A 23,767-nucleotide genomic window follows, 5' to 3' on the forward strand; every position below is an offset into this window, starting at 1 on the left:
TCTATTATATCATAAATTAGAATAATGAGGAAAAAATGAATACCATACTTGTTGCAGGTTATAAGAGTTTTGATGTGGGAGTCTTTTCCAATAAAGACTCTCGACTGACCATTATCAAAAAAGCCATTGAAAGAGATCTTCGTCGTTTATTTGAAGAAGGAGTGAAATGGCTAGTCTTTTCTGGTAATTTGGGATTTGAGGCTTGGGTACTAGAGGTCGCCTTTGCATTAAAAAAAGATTACGATTTTCAAATGGCGACGATCTTCCTATTTGAGAATGTTGGCGAAAATTGGAATGAAAGTAATCAGGAATTATTAGCACGCTTCAAACAAGTGGATTTCGTGAAATATGCCTATCCCCACTATAGCAATCCGGGTCAACTAAAAGAATACAATCAGTTTTTGATAGATAACGCGGATGGAGCTTATGTTTTTTATGATCCAGAAAATGAAACCAATTTAAAATATCTTTACAAAATGATGGTAGAAAAAGAACCATTTTATGTCAAACAATTAAGTTTTGATGACTTAAATGAACTTGCTGAAAATTTTTACGAAAACTAAGTGTTATACCTTGATTTTTCTTACCATTTTTTTATATAATTGAGATGATGAACTAGATTGGAGAGAGTAATGGCGAGTATTATTTTTACTGCGAAAGATATTTTTGATCAAGATTTCAAACGAGAAGTTCGTGGTTATAATAAAGATGAAGTAAATGAATTTTTGGATGATGTCATAAAAGACTATGAAACCTATGCTGCTTTGGTGAAGGAATTGCGTGAAGAAAACGCCCGCCTTCGTGAAGAACTTGCCCAAAAAGCACAGGAAACACCACAAACATCTCCGATTGCTAGCACTGCTACGCAAGAATTCCCGCAAGTGACAACAGCGACGAACTTTGATATTCTCAAACGTCTTAATCGTTTGGAAAAAGAAGTTTTTGGGAAACAGATCGTAGATCGCGATTATTAATTCCATAGATCGTGCAATTTTTGGATAATCGCGTGAGAGAATGCTCTCATGAGGAAAGTCCATGCTAGCACAGGCTGTGATGCCTGTAGTGTTTGTGCTAGGTGAATCCATAAGCCTAGGGACTTGGTATTCAAGTTACGGCGAGTGAAGGAGCTAAGTCTAAGGATATGCTCTAGTAACTCTGAAAGTGCCACAGTGACGTAGTTTTTAGGGAAACCTAAAAAGTGGAACGCGGTAAACCCCTCAAGCTAGCAACCCAAACTTTGGTCGGGGCATGGAATGCGTGGAAACGAACATAGCATTCTGACTGGAAACAGTAGACAGATGATTATCGAAGGAAATGGTACCTAGTCATTTCTGGAACAAAACATGGCTTATAGAAAATTGCATATAGGTTGATGAGGTGGAGAGAGATCTCAACCTCCTTTTTTAAAGTGATAGGAATAAGATGAAAAAACAATTTGAATTGATTGCAACGGTCGCTGCTGGCCTAGAGGCTGTTGTTGGTCGAGAACTACGCGATCTCGGTTACGATTGCCAGGTTGAAAATGGACGGGTTCGATTTCAAGGAGACCGTCGAGCAATCATAGAAACCAACCTCTGGTTGCGCGCGGCTGATCGTGTGAAAATTGTGGTTGGGACTTTTCCAGCCAAAACCTTCGAAGAACTCTTTCAAGGTGTCTTTGCTTTGGATTGGGAAAACTATTTGCCTTTAGGAGCACGTTTTCCTATTTCTAAGGCTAAATGTGTCAAATCAAAGCTTCATAATGAACCTAGCGTTCAGGCTATTTCGAAAAAAGCAGTGGTTAAAAAGTTACAAAAACACTATGCCCGACCAGAAGGTGTTCCTCTCATGGAAAATGGGGCAGAGTTCAAGATCGAAGTATCGATCCTTAAAGACCAAGCCACTGTCTTGATTGACACCACTGGTAGTAGCCTCTTCAAACGTGGTTATCGGACTGAAAAAGGGGGAGCCCCTATTAAGGAAAATATGGCAGCGGCAATTCTTCTGCTGTCAAACTGGTATCCAGATAAGCCCTTGATTGACCCGACATGTGGTTCTGGAACGTTTTGTATTGAGGCAGCGATGATTGCGAGAAATATGGCACCTGGTTTACGTCGGACCTTTTCTTTTGAAGAATGGAACTGGATGGATGATCGCTTGATTCATGAAGTCCGTCAAGAAGCAAGCAGAAAAATCAATCGCGAGATCGAATTGGATATTATGGGAACCGATATCGATGCACGGATGGTTGAGATTGCCAAAGAAAATGCCCAGAAAGCGGGCGTTAGCAGTGACATTACTTTCAAACAAATGCGAGTCCAAGATCTTCACTCAGATAAGATCAACGGGGTGATTATCTCCAACCCTCCATATGGAGAACGCTTATCCGATGATGAGGGTGTGACGAAATTGTATACTGAAATGGGGCACGTATTTGCACCTCTCAAAACCTGGAGTAAATTTATCTTAACCAGTGATGAAGGTTTTGAATCTAAATTCGGTAGTAAAGCAGATAAAAAACGAAAACTTTATAACGGAACCCTAAAAGTTGATCTCTACCAATATTTTGGGGAACGAGTAAAACGGCAGATAAAGGCATAGAAAGGATTTTTATGACAGAGAAGGATAATAAGCCATTAGAGCAAGAAACAGAATCAATTTTAGAGTTTGAAGATGCTAAAGAGATGACGATTGGGCAAGCCAATCGAAAGGCAGAAGAAATCGAAGCAGGTGTAACGGAAGGTGATAATGTCTTAGACAAATACATCAAACAACACCGAGCTGAAATTGAAGCTGAAAAATACGATACAAAAATTTTGGCCAAAGAAGAATTGGCTAAAGCTGAAGAGTTGGCAGCTACAGAAACAGTTGCTGAAGTATCTGAAGCAGTGGAGGCACCGGAAGTAACGGAAACGGTCTTGGAACAAAGACCTGAAATGGATGCTATCTCAACAGAATTACCTGCTAAGATTAAATTTGGACCCACACCAACTGAACCAGTTGTAGAAGCAGAGGACCTTCCTGAGGAAACACCAAGCAATGCGGGTAAACGAATCAAAGCGGTTCTATACTCTGCATTAGGTCTTGCGATTGTCGGTTCGGCCATTTTTGTGACCTATAACTGGATGCACAGTCGTGGAAAATCTGGTGGTACAACTGTTGTATCGTCTTCATCTAGCAAGTCATCTTCTACTTCTAAATCAAGTAGCAGTGAAACACAAGCTCAAAAATTGGAAGAGTTTACCAAAGCCTACGATGCCTTTTTTGTAGATGAATCAAAAAGTGCTCTTAAAAATGATAAATTCGGAGACTTGGAAAATCTGAAGAAACTGCTGGACAAATTAGAAGGAAGCAGTGATTATAATGCGGCTAAAACAAAATATGAAGACCTTGTGAAGCAAGTTTCTGCCATTCAAAAAGTGAATTCTCAATTTAGTTCTCCAGTCATCAAAGATGGAGTTCTTGATGCAACTGCCAAAGCGAAAAGTGATGCGACCTTTGCAGAAACAAAGACAGGCAATGAAAAATTAGATAGCTTATTGAATGAGGCGGTTGCGCAAGGACGTTCACAACAAGTTGCGACACCGGCACCAGTGACAGGAACAGGTGGTACAGATACCTCTAACGCAGCCCCAGCCCCAGCTCAGGCAGCAACGCCTACGGCCCCAGCTGTCAATGCTGCTACAGGTGGTGCAGTAACGGCAAGTCCAGGCTATTCAGGATACGGTCTTCCAAGCGATGGTGTCCCACTTCAGCGGAATCTGAGCCGTGTGCCATATAACCAAGCAGCTATCAATGATGTGAATAACCCAGCTTGGGTGTTTGGTGATGGGATCCTTGAAAAAGTACTGAACATTGCTCGTAAACGTGGGCATATCACTGGCAATCAATACATTTTAGAGCGTGTCAATATCATTAACGGTAATGGCTATTACAACCTCTTCAAACCAGATGGAACCTATCTCTTTAGTATCAATGCCAAGACTGGTTATTTCGTAGGAAACGGAAAAGGTCATTCAGATGCTCTGGATTATTAATGCTTGATCAGACATCCCTTTTCTGGGAAAAATGACAATAAAAAAGAGAGTGGGACAGAAATCGGTAATTCGTTAGAATTCGATTTCGTCGTCCCACCTCCGCACAGTTGAGTAGGGCTGTAAAAACTGATGAAATCAGCGTAGTAGAGCCCACTCAACCACTGCGTCTTGCTCGACAATCCAAAAATAATTGAGAGGCTAGGACTTTTGTCCCAGCCTCTTTTTCGTATTAAACAAGATGACGTTCAAACGGATCGTCAGAAATTCCTTGATCTAGAATCAGGCGACACCATTCTTTGGCTGAGAAGAGGCTGTGGTCCTTGTAATTTCCACAAGACTCAATGGTTGTGCCTGGGACATCCTCCCAAGTACTGACAGATGCAATTTCTTCTAAAGAATCTTTGATTACTTTAGCAATTTCCGTACTCGAATGCTGTCCCCACATGATCATATGAAAACCGGTGCGACATCCAAATGGGGAACAATCAATCATACCATCGATGCGTTTGCGAATGAGCATCGCAAGAAGATGCTCGATCGTGTGGAGCCCTGCCGTTGGAATCGCATTTTCATTGGGCTGCACCAGACGAATATCGAAGTTAGAGATGATGTCTCCTTTGGGTCCAGTTTCTTCCCCAATCAAGCGTACATAAGGAGCCTTCACAGCTGTGTGGTCCAATTCAAAACTTTCAACAATTACTTCTTTTGTCATACTCAAATCCTTCTTTGTTTTTCTTGATTATAGCATAAAAAAGCAGATTCAACAAAGTGGAAATAAATGAATTCCTCACAGATGTTCCATGAAAGAAAAGACTATAAAAGAACAAGCGTTAAGCAAAAATATAAAAGGTTTTTCCTGTTTTTTTAGATTGTTAATTTTAGTAATTTATGGTAAAATGTAAAAGAATTTTTAATTCAACTAATTAAATAGATTTGGGGTAAAAGCATGAATTTTCTTATTACAGGTGTTTTTGCCGCGGTCATTGGTTTAGTCATTGGATATGTGGGAACTGCTCTTAAAATGAAAGCTTCAAAAGAAGCTGCGGAACTCACCCTTTTGAATGCTGAACAAGAAGCAACGAATTTACGTGGACAGGCAGAACGCGAAGCCGATTTGATTTTAAAAGAGGCGAAGCATGAGTCAAGTTCACTTAAAAAAGAAGCACTTTTGGAGGCAAAGGAAGAAGCCAGAAAATATCGTGAAGAGGTCGATGCTGAGTTTAAGTCAGAACGACAAGAATTGAAGCAATTAGAAAGCCGTTTGGCAGAACGTGCTAGCAATCTTGATCGCAAAGACGACATTTTAACAAGCAAAGAACAGTCTCTTGAACACAAAGAGCAAAGTCTTACAGATAGAACTAAACACATTGATGCGCGTGAACAACAGCTGGAAGAGCTTGAACACAAGAAAGTAGAAGAACTGGAACGTGTCGCTGCTCTAAGTCAAGGAGAAGCGCGTGACATTATTTTGAGTCAGACGGAAGAGCAACTTTCAAAAGAAATTGCCTCACGGATTCGTGATGCTGAATTGGAAGTGAAAGAACGTTCTGATAAAATCGCAAAAGACATTCTCGTGCAAGCTATGCAGCGAATGGCAGGTGATTTTGTTGCTGAGCAAACAAACTCAACCGTTCATTTGCCGGACGATAGTATGAAAGGTCGGATTATCGGTCGTGAAGGTCGCAATATTCGTACCTTTGAGAGTTTGACAGGTGTCGATGTGATTATTGATGATACGCCTGAAGTGGTGACCTTGTCAGGGTTTGATCCGATTCGTCGTGAAATTGCCCGTATGACAATGGAGAGCCTTCTCAAAGATGGACGGATCCATCCAGCCCGCATCGAAGAGCTGGTTGAGAAGAACCGCCAGGAAATTGACAACCGGATTCGTGAATACGGTGAGGCGGCTGCCTATGAAATCGGTGCGCCAAACCTCCATCCAGATTTGATGAAAATCATGGGACGGTTGCAATTCCGTACTTCTTATGGTCAAAATGTTTTGCGTCACTCCATTGAAGTTGCCAAACTTTCTGGTATTATTGCTAGCGAGTTGGGTGAAAATGCTACCTTGGCACGACGTGCAGGATTCTTACATGATATCGGTAAAGCGATTGACCGTGAAGTGGAAGGAAGTCACGTCGAGATTGGAACTGAATTGGCACGGAAGTACAAGGAACACCCAGTGGTGGTCAATACCATTGCCAGTCACCATGGAGACGTGGAACCAGAAAGTGTCATCGCAGTCATTGTCGCTGCAGCAGATGCCTTGAGTGCAGCTCGACCTGGAGCACGAAGTGAGTCACTTGAAAGTTACATCAAACGTTTGCAAGATCTTGAAGAAATTGCAAACAGCTTTGAAGGAGTTAAGACAAGTTTCGCCCTTCAAGCAGGACGTGAAATCCGTATTATGGTTAGCCCTGAGGCAATCAAGGATGATAAAGTGACGATCTTAGCTCATGATATTCGTGAGAAGATAGAATCAAATCTTGAATATCCTGGAAACATTAAGGTTACCGTTATTCGAGAATTGCGTGCAGTAGATTACGCAAAATAAACGAAAAGCTTGAGATCTAGCATCTCAAGCTTTTTTTGAAGGAAAAATCAGTTGAAAATTAGGCCGATTTTTGTTACACTAGATAGAAAGACATTGAAGGAGAAATCATGGCGGATCGTGGCTTATTAATTGTATTTTCTGGCCCTTCAGGGGTTGGAAAAGGAACGGTCAGACGAGAAATTTTTGAAAACTCGGACAATCAGTTTCAGTATTCTGTATCGATGACGACGCGTGCACAACGTCCAGGTGAAGTGGATGGTGTCGATTATTTTTTCCGTACACGTGAAGAATTTGAAGATTTGATCCGTCAAGGGCAAATGTTAGAGTATGCTGAGTACGTTGGAAATTACTATGGGACTCCTTTAACTTATGTGAATGAAACCTTGGACAAAGGAATCGATGTATTCCTTGAAATTGAAGTTCAAGGTGCGCTCCAAGTAAAGAAAAAAGTGCCAGATGCAGTTTTTATCTTCTTAACGCCGCCTGATTTGGAGGAATTACAAGATCGATTAGTGGGACGCGGAACAGATAGTGCAGAAGTCATTGCGCAACGGATTGAAAAAGCAAAAGAAGAAATCGCCATGATGCGTGAATATGACTACGCCATTGTGAACGATGAAGTTCCTCTTGCTGCTGAACGTGTCAAACGTGTGATCGAAGCAGAACATTTCCGTGTAGACCGTGTCATTGGGCATTATCTGGATATGTTGCCAAAAACACAAACTATTGTGAAGAGATAAATAATTAGAAATTAGGTATAGGAATATGATGTTAAAACCTTCTATTGATACATTGCTTGATAAAGTACCCTCAAAATATTCATTGGTCATTCTTGAGGCAAAACGGGCCCACGAATTGGAAAGTGGTGCAGTGCCAACTCAAGAATTCCAATCGGTCAAATCAACCTTACAAGCGCTTGAAGAAATCGAGTCAGGAAACGTAGTTGTTCACCCGGATCCAGAAGCAAAACGTGAAGCGCTTCGTCGTAGGATTGAAGCAGAGCGAATCCGCAAAGAAGAAGAAGAGCGTAAAATTAAGGAACAAATTGCCAAAGAAAAAGAAGATGGTGAAAAAATTTAAGGTTGGGGCTTCTCAATCTTATTTTTTGCTATTTAAAGGGTTCCGTGATAAAGTAAAGCTCATATGATAGAGGCTGGAGGTGAAAAAGTGATAGCAAAAGTCATCGTAGATGTCCCATTGATGCAGACAGATAAACCCTATTCTTATCAGATCCCATCAGAATTTGAGGATATGGTGGAGGCAGGTATGCGAGTTCATGTCCCCTTTGGTAAAGGGAATCGCCTCATTCAAGGGATTGTGGTAGATGTTTTAGAAGAGGCAGACACAAGCGAGGAATTAAAAGCGATTGTGGAGGTCTTGGATTACACTCCGGTCTTAAATCAAGAGCAGTTTTGGTTGGCGGATCAATTACGAAAAAGTGTTTTTTCTTATAAGATCACGATTTTAAAAACCATGCTTCCTTCTCTCCTCAATTCGAGTTATGATAAGATTTTGTATCCTCAACCTTCTTTAGATCCCACTCTCAAAGTGAAACTTTTTGGTGCAAAAAATGAAGTTTCTTTTTCTTCTCTAGATGCAGCCGATCAAGCCCAAGTGATGCGGTTGGTCAGAAAAGGAGATTTGGTACTTGAATACAAGGCCAAGGATAAGAAACAAATTAAAACAGAAAAATGGTATCGCGTTAACCAGGAAGGATTAAAAGAACTTCAACTATCAGCGAGAGCTAAAAAAAGGCTAGCATTGAAAGAGCGCCTGTTACTAGAGCAAGGGGAGCAACTCTTAGCAGGATTGTATCAGGATTTTTCACGAGAAGTAGTGGCTTATTTTATTGATCAGGGTGTTTTAGAAATAACAGAACGAGAAGTGAATCGGGCGGCTGCATATTATGAAGGCAAAGAACAGACCCAGGCTCTGCTTTTAAATTCAGAGCAAGCAAAAGCTGTAGAAAGAGTAGTTTTTCAAATTGGGAAAACATCAAAGCCTTTTTTATTAGAAGGTGTGACTGGAAGTGGGAAAACAGAAGTTTATCTGCAGATTATTCAGGAAGTTCTAAATAAGGGGAAAACGGCTATTATGTTGGTTCCTGAGATTTCCCTGACGCCACAGATGACGGATCGTTTTATCTCTCGTTTTGGTCAGGAAGTAGCCATTCTGCACTCGGGCTTATCAAATGGTGAGAAGTATGATCAATGGCGAAAAGTTGAACGTGGGGAGGCCAAGGTAGTCGTTGGAGCGCGCTCAGCCATCTTTGCTCCTTTAAAAAACATCGGAGCTATCATCATTGATGAGGAGCACGAGGCTTCCTACAAACAAGATAGTAATCCACGCTACCACGCAAGGGAAGTCGCAGTCCTAAGGGCTCAGTACAATCAAGCAGTCTTGCTTCTTGGATCTGCTACACCAAGTATAGAATCGCGGGCTCGTGCAACAAAAGGGGTTTATGAATTAATTCGTCTCACCCAGCGGGCCAATCCGGCAGCCAAAATTCCAGAAGTTAAAGTCGTTGATTTTCGTGATTATATTGGCCAAAATGAAGCTGGTAACTTCACTCCGGTTCTAGTGGAAGCTATTGCTGATCGCTTGCAGAAAAAAGAGCAGGTTGTCTTGATGTTGAACCGCCGTGGTTATTCCAGTTTTGTCATGTGTCGCGAGTGTGGAACTGTAGATACTTGTCCCAATTGTGACATCTCTTTGACCCTCCACATGGATACTAAAACCATGAACTGTCATTATTGTGGCTATAGTAAAGCGATTCCTCGACACTGTCCAAATTGCCAAAGTCCTTCCATTCGTTATTACGGGACAGGAACACAAAAAGCTTATGATGAATTACAAGAGATCTTTCCTGAAGCTAAAATTCTGCGAATGGATGTGGATACCACTCGAAAAAAGGGGAGCCACGCAGCGATATTAGATGCTTTTGGGAATGGAGAAGCGGATATTTTGTTAGGGACGCAAATGATTGCGAAGGGATTGGATTTTCCAAATGTGACGTTAGTGGGTGTCTTGAATGCGGATACTTCTTTAAATTTACCGGATTATCGATCCTCTGAGAGAACCTTTCAACTCTTGACTCAGGTGGCAGGAAGGGCCGGACGAGCAGAGAAAGAAGGAGAGGTTATCATTCAAAGCTACAACCCCAATCATTATGCGATTCGATTTGCCAAAGACCAAGATTATGAAGGTTTTTTTGCCTATGAAATGCAGATTCGCCGGCAGTTAGGCTATACGCCTTATTACTTCACAGTTGGGCTAACCCTATCTCATAAGAGTGAGGAAATGGTGAAGGAGAAGTCACATCAGGTCATGGAAATTCTCCGATCTGGCTTATCTGATCAGGTCCAAATCTTAGGACCAACACCTAAACCAATTGCACGCACACATAATTTGTATCATTATCAAATCATTGTGAAATATCGTTTCGAAGAAGGCATGACTCAGGTCTTGAATCAAATCTTAGAATTTACACAAGAAAGAGGAAACCAAGATCTACGTGTCAGTATTGATAATGAACCTCAAAGTTTTATGTAAGGAAGAAAGAAATGACAAAATTAATTTTTATGGGAACGCCTGATTTTTCAGCGACGGTTTTAAAGGGATTGTTAGCAGATTCGCGCTATGAAATTTTGGCAGTTGTGACTCAACCAGACCGCAAAGTAGGTCGCAAAAAAGAGATTCGAATGACCCCGGTGAAGCAGGTAGCTTTGGAACATCAACTACCGGTTCTTCAGCCGGAGAAATTATCGGGTAGTCCAGAAATGGAAACTCTCTTATCACTAGATGCAGATGGAATTGTGACCGCTGCTTTTGGACAATTTTTACCGACAAAATTGTTGGAGAACTTTCAGTTTGCGGTGAATGTCCACGCGTCTTTATTACCTAAATATAGAGGTGGAGCTCCCATTCACTATGCCCTGATCAATGGTGACGAAGAAGCTGGGGTTACAATTATGGAAATGGTCAAGGAAATGGATGCCGGAGACATGATTGCAGCTCGTTCTCTCCCAATTTTAGATGAGGACAATGTGGGAACTTTGTTTGAAAAATTGGCAGTCCTTGGACGTGACTTACTCCTAGATACTTTGCCAGCTTACCTGGCAGGGGAGATCAAGCCAAGTCCACAAGATCCAAGTTTGGTCACATTTTCACCGAATATTTTACCGGAAGAAGAGGTTTTGGACTGGACCAAAACCAATCGCCAAGTCTTTAATCAGATCCGAGGGATGAATCCTTGGCCGGTCGCTCATACGTTATTAAATGGGCAACGCTTTAAAGTTTATGAAGCAGAGCTATGCGAAGGAAATGGAAATCCAGGAGAAGTGATTGCTTTGACCAAAAAAGAGTTGCTGGTCGCTGCAGGAGAAGGCGCATTGTCCCTCAAAGTTGTGCAGCCGGCAGGAAAACCAAAAATGTCCATCACAGACTTTTTGAATGGCGCTGGCCGTCAATTGAAAGTAGGAGATCACTTTGGAAATTAAACAAATGAATGCGCGTGAACAGATCGTTCGAGTGTTAGAAGAGGTTTTTGAACAGGGAGCTTATTCTAATATTGCACTAAATCAAGCGCTAGAACACTCTCAACTTTCAGATAAAGATAGAAGCTTTGTTACGGAAGTTGTATACGGTACTGTAGCACGGAAGATAACACTCGAGTGGTATCTCGCCCACGTAATTGAAGACCGGACGAAATTGGATCCTTGGCTCTATTATCTTTTGATGATGAGTTTGTATCAACTTGTTTATTTAGACCGCATTCCCGATCATGCCATCGTCAATGAAGCTGTTCGGATAGCAAAACGTCGAAAAGAAGGCAGTGAGAAGTTTGTCAATGCTATTCTTAGAAAGCTCCTCCGCGAGGGGCTACCAGCTATTGATACGATCAAGCGAAAGAACAAACGTTATTCGGTAGAGTATTCCCTACCTGTATGGTTGGTCAAAGCATTGATCGAAGAATACGGTGAGGAACGTGCTTGCGCTATTTTTAAGAGTCTCTATCAGCGTAATAAATCCAGTATTCGTGTGATTGATCTGGACGAAAAAGAAGAGTTGGCTCAGCTGTTCGAAGCAACCTCCTCTCTACTTGCTTCGTCCGCTCTCGTGAAAGAGCAGGGACATTTTGCGGCGCATTCCTTGTTTAAAGAAGGGCGCATTACTATTCAAGACGAGTCCAGTCAATTGGTGGCACCGGCTTTGGATTTGCAAGGAGATGAGTGGGTTTTAGATGCCTGTGCGGCGCCAGGTGGAAAGACGACTCACCTGGCTTCTTATCTCACAACTGGGAAAGTCACAGCCTTGGATCTCTATGACCATAAGCTCAAATTGATTCAAGAAAATGCTAATCGGCTCCATGTTGCGGACAAAATTTTGACAAAGAAGTTAGATGCGACAAAAGTCTTTGAAACATTTGGACCTGATGCTTTCGATAAAATTTTGGTGGATGCGCCTTGTTCAGGGATTGGTTTGATACGGAGAAAGCCTGATATCAAGTACAATAAAGAGAGTGCAGATTTTGTATCTTTACAAGCTATTCAATTGGCCATTCTGGATAGTGTTTGTCAAAGTGTGCGTAAAGGTGGTATAATAGTGTACAGTACGTGTACAATTATGGGCAAAGAGAATTTTGAAGTAGTGGACCAATTTTTGAAAGACCATCCAAATTTCGAACAAGTCCCATTGGATCACGAAAGAAAAGATATTCTTAAAAATGATTGTATTCTTATTACACCCGAATTATATGGAAGCGACGGCTTCTTTATCAGTCGTTTTAAGAGAATCTCATAATATCAGGAGGAAACTGACAGTATGGATATTACGATCTTAACCGATGTAGGTCAAAGACGGACAAATAACCAAGACTATGCAAATCAATATAAAAACAAGGCAGGAAAATCTATGGTTTTACTTGCTGATGGTATGGGAGGACACCGTGCCGGAAATATTGCTAGTGAAATGGCAGTCACAGACCTAGGTGCGGCTTGGGTTTCTTCTGAGATCGAGACGGTTAATCAAGTACGGGAATGGTTTGCAGAACATTTAGAAGCTGTGAACCGTCGGATCCATTTAGCTGGGCAAGATGATGAGCACAAAGGAATGGGAACGACATTGGAAGCCTTGGCTTTTGTAGAAGGGCAAGTGATTTATGCCCATGTTGGAGATTCGCGGATTGGCCTCATTCGTCAGGGCGAATATCAGCAGTTGACCAGTGATCATTCTCTTGTAAATGCTCTTTTGCGAGCAGGTCAAATCACAGAGGAAGAAGCAGCCCATCATCCTCAACGTAACATCATCACTCAGTCCATTGGCCAAAAAGATGAGTTGGAGCCGGATTATGGTTTGGTGACGGTTGAAGCAGATGATTATATTTTGATCAATAGTGACGGTTTAACTAATATGATTGGTCCGGATGAAATCAGAGATATTGTCTTGAGTGATGTTTCACTGGAAGAAAAAGCTCAAACCTTGATTCGTTTTGCCAATAATGCTGGAGGCTTGGATAATATCACTGTTGTACTGCTCCACTTTACTGAGGAGGACGCAGCATGATTCAAATCGGCAAAATTTTTGCCGGGCGATATAAAATCATCCAACAAATTGGACGCGGCGGGATGGCAGATGTTTATCTTGCGCGTGATTTGATTTTAGATGGGGAAGAAGTTGCAGTCAAGGTACTGCGTACGAATTACCAGACGGATCCCATTGCGGTTGCGCGTTTTCAGCGTGAAGCAAAGGCGATGGCAGAGCTGGACCATCCAAATATCGTTCGGATTACAGACATTGGCGAAGAAGAAGGACAACAATACCTTGCAATGGAATATGTTGCAGGTTTAGACTTGAAACGCTATATCAAAGAAAATGCTCCTTTATCAAATGAAGAAGCTGTTCGTTTGATGGGGCAGATCCTTCTAGCTATGCGTCTTGCCCATACGCGTGGCATTATCCATAGAGATTTAAAACCACAGAATGTCCTCTTGACACCAGATGGAACAGCAAAAGTTTCAGACTTTGGGATTGCAGTGGCCTTTGCAGAGACTAGTTTGACCCAGACCAACTCGATGTTGGGGTCGGTTCATTATTTGTCCCCTGAGCAGGCGCGTGGTTCAAAAGCTACGGTGCAAAGTGACATCTACGCTATGGGAATCATTTTCTATGAGATGTTGACAGGACACATTCCTTATGATGGAGATAGTGCAGTCACAATTGCTTTGCAGCATTTTCAAAAGCCACTCCCATCTATTCGTGAAGAAAATAAGAATGTTCCACAAGCTTTAGAAAATGTAGTGATCAAAGCGACAGCTAAAAAACTGACGGATCGCTATAAATCAGTGGCAGAGATGTATGTGGATCTTTCAAGTTGCTTGTCCTATGAGAGAAGAAATGAGAAAAAACTGGTTTTTGAAGACCAAGCGAAAGCTGATACAAAGACTCTTCCAAAAGTGAGTCCAACTCCAAAAACGGCTCCTGTTCCAATCTCTGAAGTACGCAGTGAAATCAGTTCAGTAGATCCTAATCGACCATTATCTGATCAGCAGACAATGGCGCCAAGTAAAAAGCCAAGAAGACGTTTGCGGGCGCGCTACAAGGTCTTGTTTGTTGCCATTGCTCTAGTTCTTGCAGCCTTTACTTTCTTGTTGTATATGAGCCCAGCCAATAAAACAGTTCCAGATGTTTCCGGCAAAACCATTGCCGAAGCTAGAGCGGTTATTGAGGGACAGGACCTTCAAGTCGGTGAAGAGAAAGAAGAGTACAGTGATTCGGTTGCAGAAGGCTATGTCATTCGAACCAATCCAAATGCAGGGGCCCAAAAGAAAGAACAAAGTCGAATTGATTTGATTGTTTCAAAAGGACCAAACAGCTTTGAAATGCCAAATTACGTGGGTGAAACACGGGCAAAAGCAGAAGAAGATTTGAAAAATACTTATAAAGTATCAAGCAAAATGATCACGATTGAAGAAGTTGAGACCTTCGATTATACTGCAGGGACAGTTCTTGAACAAACTCCAGCTCCAGGAGAGCAATATTCTCTGAATTCAAAAACTAAGATTGTTTTGAAAGTAGCGAAAGAAACGACTTCGATTGAAATGCCAAACTATGTTGGATCAACTTATGATTTTGCTAGAAGTAATTTGATTGAGATCTATGGTATTAAAGAAGCCAATATCGAATTAAGAAAAACAGAACATCTCCCTGATGGGGTAGTTGTTTCTGCCGGTCAAATTGTTAGTCAAACTCCAGAAGTTTCGAGTACGGTGGATATTAACCGAACACGAATTGTTTTGACTGTATATGAGCCTAAAGTGACAGCTTCTTCAAGTACGAAAGCATCATCAAGTTCAGATACATCTAGTTCATCTTCTGCTGAACGATCAGATACAGAAAGTTCTAGCAGTAGTGCAACTGGTGGAGATTCATAAATCAGTCTAAGACTCAGATGGATTTCTGAGTCTTTTTGATTGTATGCGTTTATCCAACCACAGACGGAAGTCAAATGAGGAAAAATTTGATAAAATAGGAAAAGATGAGGTAGACTATGTGGAAAATACAAATTTTTATTTTCGTTGAAGCCGTTTTGTTAACATTAGCAGCGATCACCATTTTATCAATCGATTTTTCCAGATTTGTTGTCTTGATGGTTCTCTTTTTGCTCCTTTTGTATTACTATTTTGGCAAACAAAAAGCGAATTTTCTATTAATCGCGCTGAGTGTGCTCTTATTTTTTATCGTGATGCTGAATCCTTTTGTGATTGCAGCCATTTTATTTGCGGTGGTTTATGGTTTATTGATTGCCTACCCTTATATGTATAAGGAAAATGAAGCCGTTGTGTTTGATGTTGAAGAGGATACGAAAATTCGTCAGGAAAAAACTCGATGGATTGGTGATTTACAACATTTTTCAAAGCAAAGTCGAGGGTATCGAGATCTGAATGTGATCCGAGTTTTTGGGAATGACACCCTCCATTTAGAGGAGGTAGCCATTTGCAATTGGGACAATGTAGTGATCATTCGGAAAGGGTTTGGAAATACAAAAATTATCTTACCGATTGATTTGGAATTGCATTTACAAATTAACACCCTGTATGGAGATCTGAAGTTTTTGGATCTTCCTGTCCGTAAAATGAGGAATGAAACCATAGACATTGAAACGGCACATTATCGGAGATCGCACCGTTCTATAAAAATTGTGTTAGTTGGTATTGTTGGGGATGTTGAGGTGATTCGCGCATGAAGAAATTAGACTATCTCCTATTGTATTTCTATTCCCTAATGGTGGTTGCGGTCATTTGTCATACCATTTTCCATTTTGTTGGTTTTCAGTGGGGCAAACTTCTTTCAGATCTTTCCTTGCTTCAGTCATTCCTATTTTTGGTTTTTAGTCTGACGCTTGCATTGACGGCTTTGGTTGTCTTAATTATTAAAATCACGCAATTTGTAACGGTTCATGCAGTACAACAAAAGGTAGAATCTATCCTGACTGCTTCACAGCGAAAAGAAATTGCCCCCAAAGAATTGAATCAACAGTTAGATTTATTGGACAGCAAATTGCTTCGACTAGAAGAAAATTTACAAAAAAGTGAAAATCGTGTGATGCGAAATGAGGAAGAAATTGTGGAAATCGAGCGTAAGAGAATTGCGCGTGATCTACATGACACGGTTAGTCAAGAATTGTTTGCAGCCAATATGATTTTATCTGGAGTGGCAACACAGGCCCTTGAGTTAGAGAAAAATCAGATCCAGCAGCAACTAAATGGTGTGTCAGATATTCTAGGTACAGCCCAAAATGATTTACGCGTCTTGCTCCTACATCTTCGTCCTACAGAATTGGAAGGAAAAAGTTTGGTAGAAGGGATGGAGATGATTTTTAGAGAATTGAAGGAAAAGAGTAACCTAGCAGTTGTCTTCCATCATAATGACGTGAGCATTCCAAAAGAAATGGAAGAACATCTATTTCGGATCGTCCAAGAAATTGTCAGCAATACCTTGAAACACGCTAGAGCTCAACAAATGGATGTCTTTTTGCAACAGGAAGGAAAACAACTTCATTTACGGATGGTAGATGATGGAATCGGCTTTGAGCAGGAAAAATTGGAACGATTGAGTTATGGGTTGAAAAATATTCAAGAACGTGTAGAAGACATGGCGGGAACCATTAAAATAAGAACGAGTCCTCAAAAGGGAGTGGCTGTGGATATTCGCGTTCCCCTTCTTGTAAAAGATAAAAATGAAAAGGAAACTGTATGAAAGTATTATTAGTAGACGACCATGAAATGGTCAGATTGGGATTGAAAAGCTTTTTGTCCATGCAAACCGATATTGAGCAAGTCTTAGAGGCGAAAAATGGGCAAGAAGGGGTGGAGTTAGCGCTGAAAGAAAGACCAGACGTCATCATCATGGATATTGTGATGCCAGAGCTAAATGGTATCGATGCAACTCTAGCCATCCTAAAAGAGTGGCCGGAAGCTAAAATTGTCATTTTGACGTCTTATTTAGATAACGAAAAGATTTACCCAGTCTTAGATGCCGGTGCAAAAGGGTATATTTTAAAGACCTCGTCAGCAACTGAGATCTTACAGGCTGTCAGAAAGGTTGCAAAGGGAGAATTTGCAATTGAGACAGAAGTTAGTCAAAAGGTTGAGTCACGAAAGAACCATGCTGAATTGCATGATGATTTGACAGCTAGAGAACGAGATATTCTGGCTCTATTAACAAAAGGATATGAAAATCAACGAATAGCAGATGAACTCTTCATTTCTTTAAAAACAGTGAAGACCCATGTCTCCAACATCTTATCGAAATTAGAAGTCAGTGATCGGACGCAAGCAGTCGTCTATGCCTTTCGACACCATCTGGTGAATCAAGAAGATTTTTAAAAGGAAACATGCTATAATAGAGCGTGATCATAAGGGGGAGACAAGTGGACGCAAAATTACGTTATAAAGCCAAAAAAGTTAAAATCGTCTTTTTTGATATTGATGATACATTACGTGCAAAAGAAACAGGATTGATCCCAGAATCTGTCAAAGACGTCTTTCATCAGTTGAAAGAAAAAGGAATCCGAACAGGGATTGCAACCGGCAGAGGGATTTTTGGGGTTGTTCCTGAAATTATGGACTTAAAGCCTGATTTTCTTGTAACCTTAAACGGTGCCTATATAGAAGATACAAAAGGAACTGTGATCTACCAATCACCAATCAATGAAGCAATTGTTTCTTCTTTTGTAGATTGGGCCAAAGAATCTGAGATTGATTATGGGTTAGTGGCTAGTCATCAAGCTGCCCTGTCTAATCGGACACCCTTGATCAGTGATGCTATTGACATCATTTATCCCAACTTACCCGTAGATCCAGATCTGCATTTGAAAGAACCTATTTTCCAAATGTGGACCTTTGATGAACAGGATAGTGAGCTAGAGTTGCCCCCTTCTTTGCAAGAGGACTTGCGCCTAGTTTCGTGGCATCCCCATTCGTCAGATGTTGTTCGTTTTGAAGCTTCAAAAGCTTCAGGAGTTTCTCATCTTGTAAATCATTTGGGCTTGAAGCCAGAGAATGTTTTAGTATTTGGGGATGGATTAAATGATCTAGAACTGTTTGATTACGCTGGAATTAGTATCGCAATGGGAATATCTGCCCCAGAGTTACAAGAAAAAGCTGATTATATCACTAAGAATTTAGAAGAAGAAGGCATATTCTATGCCTTAGAGGAGTTAAATATGGTTGAAAAAGAATTGACGTTACCACAGTTAGAACTTGCTATGGCTCACGGTCCTGTCGCTGTGATCAAAACCAATCACGGCAAGATGAACATTCAATTGTTCCCGGATCAAGCGCCAAAAACAGTTGCAAACTTTGTAGCTCTTGCTAAGTCTGGCTATTATGATGGTGTCATTTTCCATCGGATTATTAAAGATTTTATGATCCAAGGGGGAGATCCTACTGGTACAGGTATGGGTGGTGAATCCATCTATGGGGAGAGCTTCGAAGACGAATTTTCAAAAGAACTGTACAATATTCGCGGAGCCCTTTCGATGGCAAATGCTGGACCAAACACAAATGGTAGCCAATTCTTTATTGTACAAAATCAACATCTCCCATATTCGAAAAAGGAATTGGTCCGCGGTGGCTGGCCTGAAGAAATTGCTGAAATCTATACGACAGAAGGAGGAACTCCTCACCTAGATCAACGCCATACCGTTTTTGGACAATTGATGGATGAAGCTTCTTTTGCTGTGTTGGATGAGATCGCGGCTGTTGAGACCGGGATGATGGATAAGCCAGTAGAAGATGTCGTGATTGAAACCATCGAGATTGAGGACTAATATGAAAATTGGAGATAAGTTAGAAGGGACCATTACAGGCATTCAACCTTATGGTGCCTTTGTCGAACTAGAGTCGGGTGTCACGGGCTTGATTCATATCTCAGAGATTAGAAGTGGTTATGTAAGTAATATTCATGATATTCTTTCAATTGGAGAAAAAGTCTTTGTCCAAGTCATCGATGTTGATGAATATTCTAAGAAAGCTAGCCTCTCTCTGAGAACACTAGAAGAAACACCACAACGAAGTATTCGACACCATCGTTTTTCAAATGACCGCCACAAGAGTGGTTTTGCGCCCTTAGCTCAACAGATGCCGACCTGGGTCAAAGAAGGAAAGGTATTCTTTAGCAAACAAGAAAAAAAATAAAAACTTCGATAGGTTGATGAAACCTACCGAAGTTTTTTTAATATAGAGAATTATTCAAATTCGTAAAGGGTAGTAGAAAGGTAACGTTCTCCATTATCTGGTGCAAGAGCAAGAACTTTTTTACCGCTACCCAATTCTTTTGCGACTTCAATAGCGGCATAGATAGCAGCTGCGCTTGAGATTCCGACTAAGAATCCTTCAGCTCCACCGATAGCGCGTGCAAGTTCGAAAGCTTCTTCTGAAGATACGCGACGAACACCATCATATGCATTAGTGTCTAAAGTATTTGGGATAAAGCCTGCTGAAATCCCTTGGATTTTATGTGGTCCAGGTTTTTCACCAGAAAGGACTGCAGATTCATTGGCCTCAACGGCATAGACTTTGACAGCAGGATTATTCTTTTTCAAAGTATGAGAAATACCAGAAACAGTACCACCAGTACCAACACCTGCGACAAAAGCATCTAAACCATCTTTTCCAAAGGCATCAACGATTTCTTGTCCTGTTGTTCTTTCATGTACCTCTGGGTTAGCAGGGTTTTCAAATTGAAGAGGAAGGAAGCCATTTCTTTCTGCAGCGATTGCTTCAGCTTTAGCGATAGCGCCTTTCATTCCTTCACTTCCAGGAGTCAAAACGAGTTCAGCTCCATAGGCTTGAATGATTTTACGACGTTCCACACTCATGGTTTCAGGCATGACAATCACAACTTTGTAGCCTTTAGCTGCGCCAACCCATGACAAGCCAATCCCTGTGTTCCCACTAGTTGCTTCGACAATGGTATCACCTGGTTTGATCAAGCCATCCGCTTCAGCTTTTTCAATCATGCTCAAAGCAATCCGGTCTTTAACAGATGATCCAGGATTGAAAGCTTCGAGTTTGACATAGACGTCTGCAGCTCCTTCAGGAACAAGACGGTTCAATTTGACAATCGGAGTGTTCCCAATTAATTCTGTAATATTTTCATAAATAGCCATAATATACCTCAGTTCTAGGTTTTCTTGATACTAACAAGTATAGTCCCTTGCAGGAAGAATGTAAAATATAGATATTTTATGGGTGTGATAAAAAAAAACTATCGTTGCCGATAGTTTTTTGATTATTTTTCTACAGAAAGTCGGGGTACTTCAACCTCACGAATTCCGTGATCTTCAATAATGACTTTGCCATTGTAAAATTCGACTAAAGCTGCTGTGATAGAACTTGTGTTTTCTTTATCTACAAAAATAGTTGTCATCACCTGATCTGTAAACATCGGATCTTGTTCCGCCAATTGATGGTCTTTTAAGAAATTAGCAAATTCTTGGTATTGGGAATAAGAAAGTGTGATCCCAAGTACCACTTGCTCTTTGATTTCTACCAGTCCAATCTCTCGAACTGCTTGTGCCACACTTCCAGCATAAGCACGAATCAGACCGCCAGCACCTAATTTAATACCTCCAAAATAGCGGGTCACCACGACACAACTATTAGTGATGCGATGATTCTCCAAAACTCCTAACATCGGTACCCCAGCGGTTCCACTAGGCTCTCCATCGTCACTGGTCCGTTTGATGTCACTTTGTTCCCCAATGATGAAAGCAGAGCAGTTATGTGTAGCCTTATAGTGTTCCTTTTTGATGGCATTGATAAAATCTCTAGCTTCCTCTTCAGAGGAGACTCGCTTGACATGACAAATGAATTTTGATTTTTTGATTTCTTCTTGAACAGTGCCGTTCTCTTTAAATGTAACATATTCCATATTCTTATTTTACAAAAAAAGAATGATTTTCTCCAACTTTTGCGAATTAATAAGTATGAAGATAGAAGATTCTTATGGAAGACTCTTAACAGAGAGTCAAATGACAAATGATCTAAAAGAAATTGCCCAAGAACTTCCAGCTATAGAAAAAGAGAATGGAAGGTACCATTGCTTTCGATGTGGCAGTTTGATTGATCAGAAACTTTGGAAGTTGAGTGAGGAGGTGCTGTATTGTAGAGCCTGTATCCAATTGGGAAGGATCCGGAGTGATCAAAAACTTTATACTATTGCACAGCGAGACTTTGAAGGTCAAGAGGTGCTAAACTGGAAAGGAACCTTGACTTCCTATCAACAAGAGGTATCAGATGGTCTCATCAAAGCAGTTAAAGAAGGAAAAAATGCCTTGGTGCATGCTGTGACAGGAGCTGGGAAAACGGAAATGATGTACCAGGTTGTGGCAACAGCGATCAAGAGTGGACAAGCAGTTTGTATTGCTACCCCAAGAATCGATGTCTGTATCGAACTGTACGGAAGGATGAAGGAAGATTTTTCCTGTTCGATATCGTTGCTTCACGGGGAATCGGACCCCTATTTTAGAACACCTTTGGTAATCGCAACCACTCACCAATTGTTAAAGTTTTATCGGGCCTTTGATCTCCTTATTATAGATGAGGTAGACGCTTTTCCCTTTGTAGATAATCCTATGTTATACAAAGCAGCTCAGAATGCGATAAAAAAAGGAGGGAACACCCTTTATTTAACAGCAACCTCTACAGATGAGTTAGATAAAAAGGTTAAGAAAAAAGAAATCATTCGTTATAGTCTTCCAAGAAGATTTCATGGGAACCCGCTAGTGGTCCCTGAAATAAAATGGGTGCCGAAAATTAGAGAAAAAATAGAAAAAGGAAGAATCCCTTACCAACTATTGCAACTGATTAAGAAACAAAGACAGACTCACTACCCATTGTTAATCTTTGTATCTGAAATAGAATTAGGACAACAATTTACCGAGAACTTAAAAAAATACTTTCCCAAAGAAACAGTAGGTTTTGTATCCTCACAGACAACAGACCGTCTACGAATGGTAGAAGAGTTTAGAAACAGAGCCATAACCATGCTAGTCTCTACAACAATTTTAGAAAGAGGAGTGACTTTTCCGTTTGTAGATGTCTTTGTTTTAGAAAGTAATCACAAATTATTTACTAAAAGTGCTCTCGTACAAATTTCAGGAAGGGTCGGTCGAAGTAAAGAAAGACCAACAGGTAAACTACTTTTTCTATCAGATGGCATAACACGAGAAATGAAGAAAGCGATCAAAGAAATAAAGGAAATGAATCAGGAGGCTGGATTTTGAAAGAATGTTTGCTTTGTACTAAAGAGTTGAAAACTGGTGAACATTTCACAGACCTTATTTTTATGAATCAACAAGAAGAATGGATTTGTAAAGAATGCAAAGAAGACTTCGAACAAATTGGCGAAATCCATTGTCCTAGATGTTATAAAGATAAGGAGGAGAAAGTATGTAAAGATTGCGAATACTGGATACAAAAGGGGAATATGGTCGAACATGAAGCATTATATAAATATAATGCAGCAATGAAGGACTATTTCAAGCGATATAAATTTGAAGGCGATCGTTTATTAGGAATGGTATTTGCATGTGATATCAAAAAAGCCTTGAAAAAGTATAAAAGCTATACGATAATACCGACTCCAATCAGCCACGAAAAAAAGAAGGAGAGAGGATTCAATCAAGTCTCGACTATACTAGATTTTGCAGAGATAAAATACAACAGTCTATTCCAAAAAGAAGACACTTTAGCTCAATCAAAAAAAACAAGAGAAGAAAGATTAAAAACCTCTCAACACTTTCAATTAAAAGGAGAAGTTTCAAAAAAGCAGAAATATCTTATATTCGATGATATCTACACAACGGGCAAAACAATCGAATTAATGAAGCGCCTACTAATTGAAAAAGGTGTGAAAGAAATAAAGACATTTTCAATCGCAAGGTAAAAAAAGATTTGCAAAAAGTTTATGAAAGCGTTATAATATACATATAAATAAAAACATAATGTTTAGAAAGTAGGTACTAATATGATTAAATATAGTATCCGTGGTGAAAACCTAGAAGTAACAGAAGCCATTCGCGACTATGTCGTTTCTAAACTCGAAAAGATTGAAAAATATTTTCAGGCAGATCAAGAGCTAGACGCTCGAGTAAACTTAAAAGTTTACCGTGAAAAGACCGCAAAAGTAGAAGTAACCATTCCGCTTGGATCTATCACACTGCGCGCAGAAGATGTCTCTCAAGATATGTACGGTTCAATTGATCTAGTTGTAGATAAAATTGAACGTCAAATTCGTAAGAATAAAACAAAAATCGAAAAGAAAAATCGTATTAAATCTGGTGCAGGTAAATTGTTTACCGATGCAGTTGTAGAAGAAGCAGCAACCACAGAAAAAGTTGTTCGCTCAAAAACAATTGATCTAGAACCAATGGATTTAGATGAAGCGATCCTTCAAATGGATCTATTAGCACACGATTTCTTCATTTATCGTGATGCAGAGGATAACACAACAAATGTGATCTACCGTAGAGAAGATGGAGACATCGGTCTATTGGAAGTAAAAGAATAGAGATCAAAAAAAGAGATTGAAAACATCAAATAAATTATAGAAGAATCAGGAGCATCTGTGCTCCTGATTTTTTTATATAAACCAAAAAAGTAAAAAAACTTTCAAAAAAATAAAAAATTTT

The 23,767-nt window shown here is 40.4% G+C and carries 23 protein-coding genes and 1 other RNA gene; 21 read left to right on the plus strand and 3 right to left on the minus strand.

The window, feature by feature from the left end; genetic code table 11:
* The first annotated feature begins 35 nt into the window (after positions 1 to 35).
* From O3629_RS08770 to O3629_RS08790, 5 genes are all read left to right on the plus strand, one after another.
* Positions 36 to 563, plus strand: coding sequence for a DUF1273 domain-containing protein (locus O3629_RS08770; RefSeq protein WP_347112962.1), 528 nt, complete (start codon positions 36 to 38; stop codon positions 561 to 563).
* Positions 564 to 632: 69 nt separating this feature from the next.
* A complete protein-coding gene (gene gpsB, locus O3629_RS08775; protein WP_003010351.1) occupies positions 633 to 974 on the plus strand; it encodes a cell division regulator GpsB in 342 nt (113 codons plus the stop codon).
* A 16-nt stretch (positions 975 to 990) separates the two neighbouring features.
* Positions 991 to 1,356, plus strand: an RNA gene (gene rnpB / locus O3629_RS08780) — RNase P RNA component class B.
* A gap of 66 nt (positions 1,357 to 1,422) precedes the next feature.
* Positions 1,423 to 2,580 carry a class I SAM-dependent RNA methyltransferase gene (locus tag O3629_RS08785; RefSeq protein WP_049514919.1) on the plus strand — a complete coding sequence of 386 codons (1,158 nt, stop codon included), beginning with the start codon at positions 1,423 to 1,425 and terminating at the stop codon, positions 2,578 to 2,580.
* A gap of 11 nt (positions 2,581 to 2,591) precedes the next feature.
* Positions 2,592 to 4,016: a cell division site-positioning protein MapZ family protein gene (locus O3629_RS08790; protein WP_371609045.1), complete on the plus strand. Its 1,425-nt coding sequence runs from the start codon at positions 2,592 to 2,594 to the stop codon at positions 4,014 to 4,016.
* A gap of 229 nt (positions 4,017 to 4,245) precedes the next feature.
* On the opposite strand, the gene O3629_RS08795 is transcribed toward O3629_RS08790, so the two are convergent.
* Positions 4,246 to 4,728, minus strand: coding sequence for an S-ribosylhomocysteine lyase (locus tag O3629_RS08795; protein WP_049474465.1), 483 nt, complete (start codon positions 4,726 to 4,728; stop codon positions 4,246 to 4,248).
* A gap of 234 nt (positions 4,729 to 4,962) precedes the next feature.
* Here O3629_RS08795 and O3629_RS08800 point away from each other — a divergent pair, with 234 nt between their 5' ends.
* From O3629_RS08800 to O3629_RS08860, 13 genes are all read left to right on the plus strand, one after another.
* Complete coding sequence (locus O3629_RS08800) at positions 4,963 to 6,570, plus strand: ribonuclease Y (protein ID WP_049486050.1); 1,608 nt, start codon at positions 4,963 to 4,965, stop codon at positions 6,568 to 6,570.
* A gap of 107 nt (positions 6,571 to 6,677) precedes the next feature.
* Positions 6,678 to 7,310 carry a guanylate kinase gene (gene gmk / locus O3629_RS08805; protein ID WP_049496152.1) on the plus strand — a complete coding sequence of 211 codons (633 nt, stop codon included), beginning with the start codon at positions 6,678 to 6,680 and terminating at the stop codon, positions 7,308 to 7,310.
* A gap of 25 nt (positions 7,311 to 7,335) precedes the next feature.
* On the plus strand, positions 7,336 to 7,650 hold the full coding sequence (rpoZ, locus tag O3629_RS08810) for a DNA-directed RNA polymerase subunit omega (RefSeq protein ID WP_003010339.1): 315 nt from the start codon (positions 7,336 to 7,338) through the stop codon (positions 7,648 to 7,650).
* A 63-nt stretch (positions 7,651 to 7,713) separates the two neighbouring features.
* Positions 7,714 to 10,122, plus strand: a complete 2,409-nt coding sequence (locus O3629_RS08815) for a primosomal protein N' (RefSeq protein ID WP_371609046.1) — start codon at positions 7,714 to 7,716, stop codon at positions 10,120 to 10,122.
* Between the two features lie 11 nt (positions 10,123 to 10,133).
* A complete protein-coding gene (gene fmt, locus O3629_RS08820; RefSeq protein ID WP_070448998.1) occupies positions 10,134 to 11,069 on the plus strand; it encodes a methionyl-tRNA formyltransferase in 936 nt (311 codons plus the stop codon).
* A complete protein-coding gene (gene rsmB / locus O3629_RS08825; protein ID WP_371609047.1) occupies positions 11,059 to 12,372 on the plus strand; it encodes a 16S rRNA (cytosine(967)-C(5))-methyltransferase RsmB in 1,314 nt (437 codons plus the stop codon). Before fmt ends, rsmB begins: the two co-directional genes overlap by 11 nt.
* A gap of 21 nt (positions 12,373 to 12,393) precedes the next feature.
* Positions 12,394 to 13,134 (plus strand): Stp1/IreP family PP2C-type Ser/Thr phosphatase, encoded by a 741-nt coding sequence (locus tag O3629_RS08830; RefSeq protein WP_021154558.1) that lies wholly within the window; start codon positions 12,394 to 12,396, stop codon positions 13,132 to 13,134.
* Positions 13,131 to 15,002 (plus strand): Stk1 family PASTA domain-containing Ser/Thr kinase, encoded by a 1,872-nt coding sequence (gene pknB / locus O3629_RS08835; RefSeq protein ID WP_201089479.1) that lies wholly within the window; start codon positions 13,131 to 13,133, stop codon positions 15,000 to 15,002. Before O3629_RS08830 ends, pknB begins: the two co-directional genes overlap by 4 nt.
* Positions 15,003 to 15,118: 116 nt before the next feature.
* Complete coding sequence (gene liaF, locus O3629_RS08840) at positions 15,119 to 15,814, plus strand: cell wall-active antibiotics response protein LiaF (RefSeq protein WP_003003865.1); 696 nt, start codon at positions 15,119 to 15,121, stop codon at positions 15,812 to 15,814.
* Entirely contained in the window at positions 15,811 to 16,827 is a 1,017-nt protein-coding gene (locus tag O3629_RS08845; protein ID WP_371609048.1) for a sensor histidine kinase, read from the plus strand. Before liaF ends, O3629_RS08845 begins: the two co-directional genes overlap by 4 nt.
* On the plus strand, positions 16,824 to 17,456 hold the full coding sequence (locus tag O3629_RS08850) for a response regulator transcription factor (RefSeq protein WP_003004009.1): 633 nt from the start codon (positions 16,824 to 16,826) through the stop codon (positions 17,454 to 17,456). Before O3629_RS08845 ends, O3629_RS08850 begins: the two co-directional genes overlap by 4 nt.
* A gap of 44 nt (positions 17,457 to 17,500) precedes the next feature.
* Positions 17,501 to 18,901: a bifunctional Cof-type HAD-IIB family hydrolase/peptidylprolyl isomerase gene (locus O3629_RS08855; RefSeq protein WP_371609049.1), complete on the plus strand. Its 1,401-nt coding sequence runs from the start codon at positions 17,501 to 17,503 to the stop codon at positions 18,899 to 18,901.
* Between the two features lies 1 nt (position 18,902).
* The gene (locus tag O3629_RS08860) at positions 18,903 to 19,268 is read left to right on the plus strand and encodes a S1 RNA-binding domain-containing protein (RefSeq protein ID WP_023920312.1); all 366 of its coding nucleotides are present in this window, start codon (positions 18,903 to 18,905) and stop codon (positions 19,266 to 19,268) included.
* A 50-nt stretch (positions 19,269 to 19,318) separates the two neighbouring features.
* Here the strand turns inward: O3629_RS08860 and cysK are convergent, their stop codons facing one another.
* The gene (gene cysK, locus O3629_RS08865) at positions 19,319 to 20,242 is read right to left on the minus strand and encodes a cysteine synthase A (RefSeq protein WP_003004014.1); all 924 of its coding nucleotides are present in this window, start codon (positions 20,240 to 20,242) and stop codon (positions 19,319 to 19,321) included.
* Between the two features lie 122 nt (positions 20,243 to 20,364).
* The gene (locus O3629_RS08870; RefSeq protein ID WP_024054567.1) at positions 20,365 to 21,006 is read right to left on the minus strand and encodes a YigZ family protein; all 642 of its coding nucleotides are present in this window, start codon (positions 21,004 to 21,006) and stop codon (positions 20,365 to 20,367) included.
* A gap of 55 nt (positions 21,007 to 21,061) precedes the next feature.
* Between O3629_RS08870 and O3629_RS08875 the strand changes: the two genes are divergently transcribed.
* The 3 genes from O3629_RS08875 (at position 21,062) to hpf (ending at position 23,646) form a co-directional block, all read left to right on the plus strand.
* Positions 21,062 to 22,360: a DEAD/DEAH box helicase gene (locus O3629_RS08875; RefSeq protein ID WP_371609050.1), complete on the plus strand. Its 1,299-nt coding sequence runs from the start codon at positions 21,062 to 21,064 to the stop codon at positions 22,358 to 22,360.
* Positions 22,357 to 23,022 (plus strand): ComF family protein, encoded by a 666-nt coding sequence (locus O3629_RS08880; RefSeq protein WP_247920054.1) that lies wholly within the window; start codon positions 22,357 to 22,359, stop codon positions 23,020 to 23,022. Before O3629_RS08875 ends, O3629_RS08880 begins: the two co-directional genes overlap by 4 nt.
* A gap of 81 nt (positions 23,023 to 23,103) precedes the next feature.
* On the plus strand, positions 23,104 to 23,646 hold the full coding sequence (gene hpf / locus O3629_RS08885) for a ribosome hibernation-promoting factor, HPF/YfiA family (protein ID WP_003010301.1): 543 nt from the start codon (positions 23,104 to 23,106) through the stop codon (positions 23,644 to 23,646).
* Positions 23,647 to 23,767 lie beyond the last annotated feature (121 nt).

The organism is Streptococcus sp. 27098_8_12, assembly GCF_041432115.1.
GTDB classification, from domain to species: domain Bacteria; phylum Bacillota; class Bacilli; order Lactobacillales; family Streptococcaceae; genus Streptococcus; species Streptococcus parasanguinis_V.

Coding starts and splice junctions, on each gene's coding strand:
- O3629_RS08770 (WP_347112962.1), top strand. CDS start 36: ATGAATACCATACTTGTTGCAGGTTATAAGAGTTTTGATGTGGGAGTC.
- gpsB (WP_003010351.1), top strand. CDS start 633: ATGGCGAGTATTATTTTTACTGCGAAAGATATTTTTGATCAAGATTTC.
- O3629_RS08785 (WP_049514919.1), top strand. CDS start 1,423: ATGAAAAAACAATTTGAATTGATTGCAACGGTCGCTGCTGGCCTAGAG.
- O3629_RS08790 (WP_371609045.1), top strand. CDS start 2,592: ATGACAGAGAAGGATAATAAGCCATTAGAGCAAGAAACAGAATCAATT.
- O3629_RS08795 (WP_049474465.1), bottom strand. CDS start 4,728: ATGACAAAAGAAGTAATTGTTGAAAGTTTTGAATTGGACCACACAGCT.
- O3629_RS08800 (WP_049486050.1), top strand. CDS start 4,963: ATGAATTTTCTTATTACAGGTGTTTTTGCCGCGGTCATTGGTTTAGTC.
- gmk (WP_049496152.1), top strand. CDS start 6,678: ATGGCGGATCGTGGCTTATTAATTGTATTTTCTGGCCCTTCAGGGGTT.
- rpoZ (WP_003010339.1), top strand. CDS start 7,336: ATGATGTTAAAACCTTCTATTGATACATTGCTTGATAAAGTACCCTCA.
- O3629_RS08815 (WP_371609046.1), top strand. CDS start 7,714: ATGATAGAGGCTGGAGGTGAAAAAGTGATAGCAAAAGTCATCGTAGAT.
- fmt (WP_070448998.1), top strand. CDS start 10,134: ATGACAAAATTAATTTTTATGGGAACGCCTGATTTTTCAGCGACGGTT.
- O3629_RS08830 (WP_021154558.1), top strand. CDS start 12,394: ATGGATATTACGATCTTAACCGATGTAGGTCAAAGACGGACAAATAAC.
- pknB (WP_201089479.1), top strand. CDS start 13,131: ATGATTCAAATCGGCAAAATTTTTGCCGGGCGATATAAAATCATCCAA.
- liaF (WP_003003865.1), top strand. CDS start 15,119: ATGTGGAAAATACAAATTTTTATTTTCGTTGAAGCCGTTTTGTTAACA.
- O3629_RS08845 (WP_371609048.1), top strand. CDS start 15,811: ATGAAGAAATTAGACTATCTCCTATTGTATTTCTATTCCCTAATGGTG.
- O3629_RS08850 (WP_003004009.1), top strand. CDS start 16,824: ATGAAAGTATTATTAGTAGACGACCATGAAATGGTCAGATTGGGATTG.
- O3629_RS08860 (WP_023920312.1), top strand. CDS start 18,903: ATGAAAATTGGAGATAAGTTAGAAGGGACCATTACAGGCATTCAACCT.
- cysK (WP_003004014.1), bottom strand. CDS start 20,242: ATGGCTATTTATGAAAATATTACAGAATTAATTGGGAACACTCCGATT.
- O3629_RS08870 (WP_024054567.1), bottom strand. CDS start 21,006: ATGGAATATGTTACATTTAAAGAGAACGGCACTGTTCAAGAAGAAATC.
- O3629_RS08875 (WP_371609050.1), top strand. CDS start 21,062: ATGAAGATAGAAGATTCTTATGGAAGACTCTTAACAGAGAGTCAAATG.
- hpf (WP_003010301.1), top strand. CDS start 23,104: ATGATTAAATATAGTATCCGTGGTGAAAACCTAGAAGTAACAGAAGCC.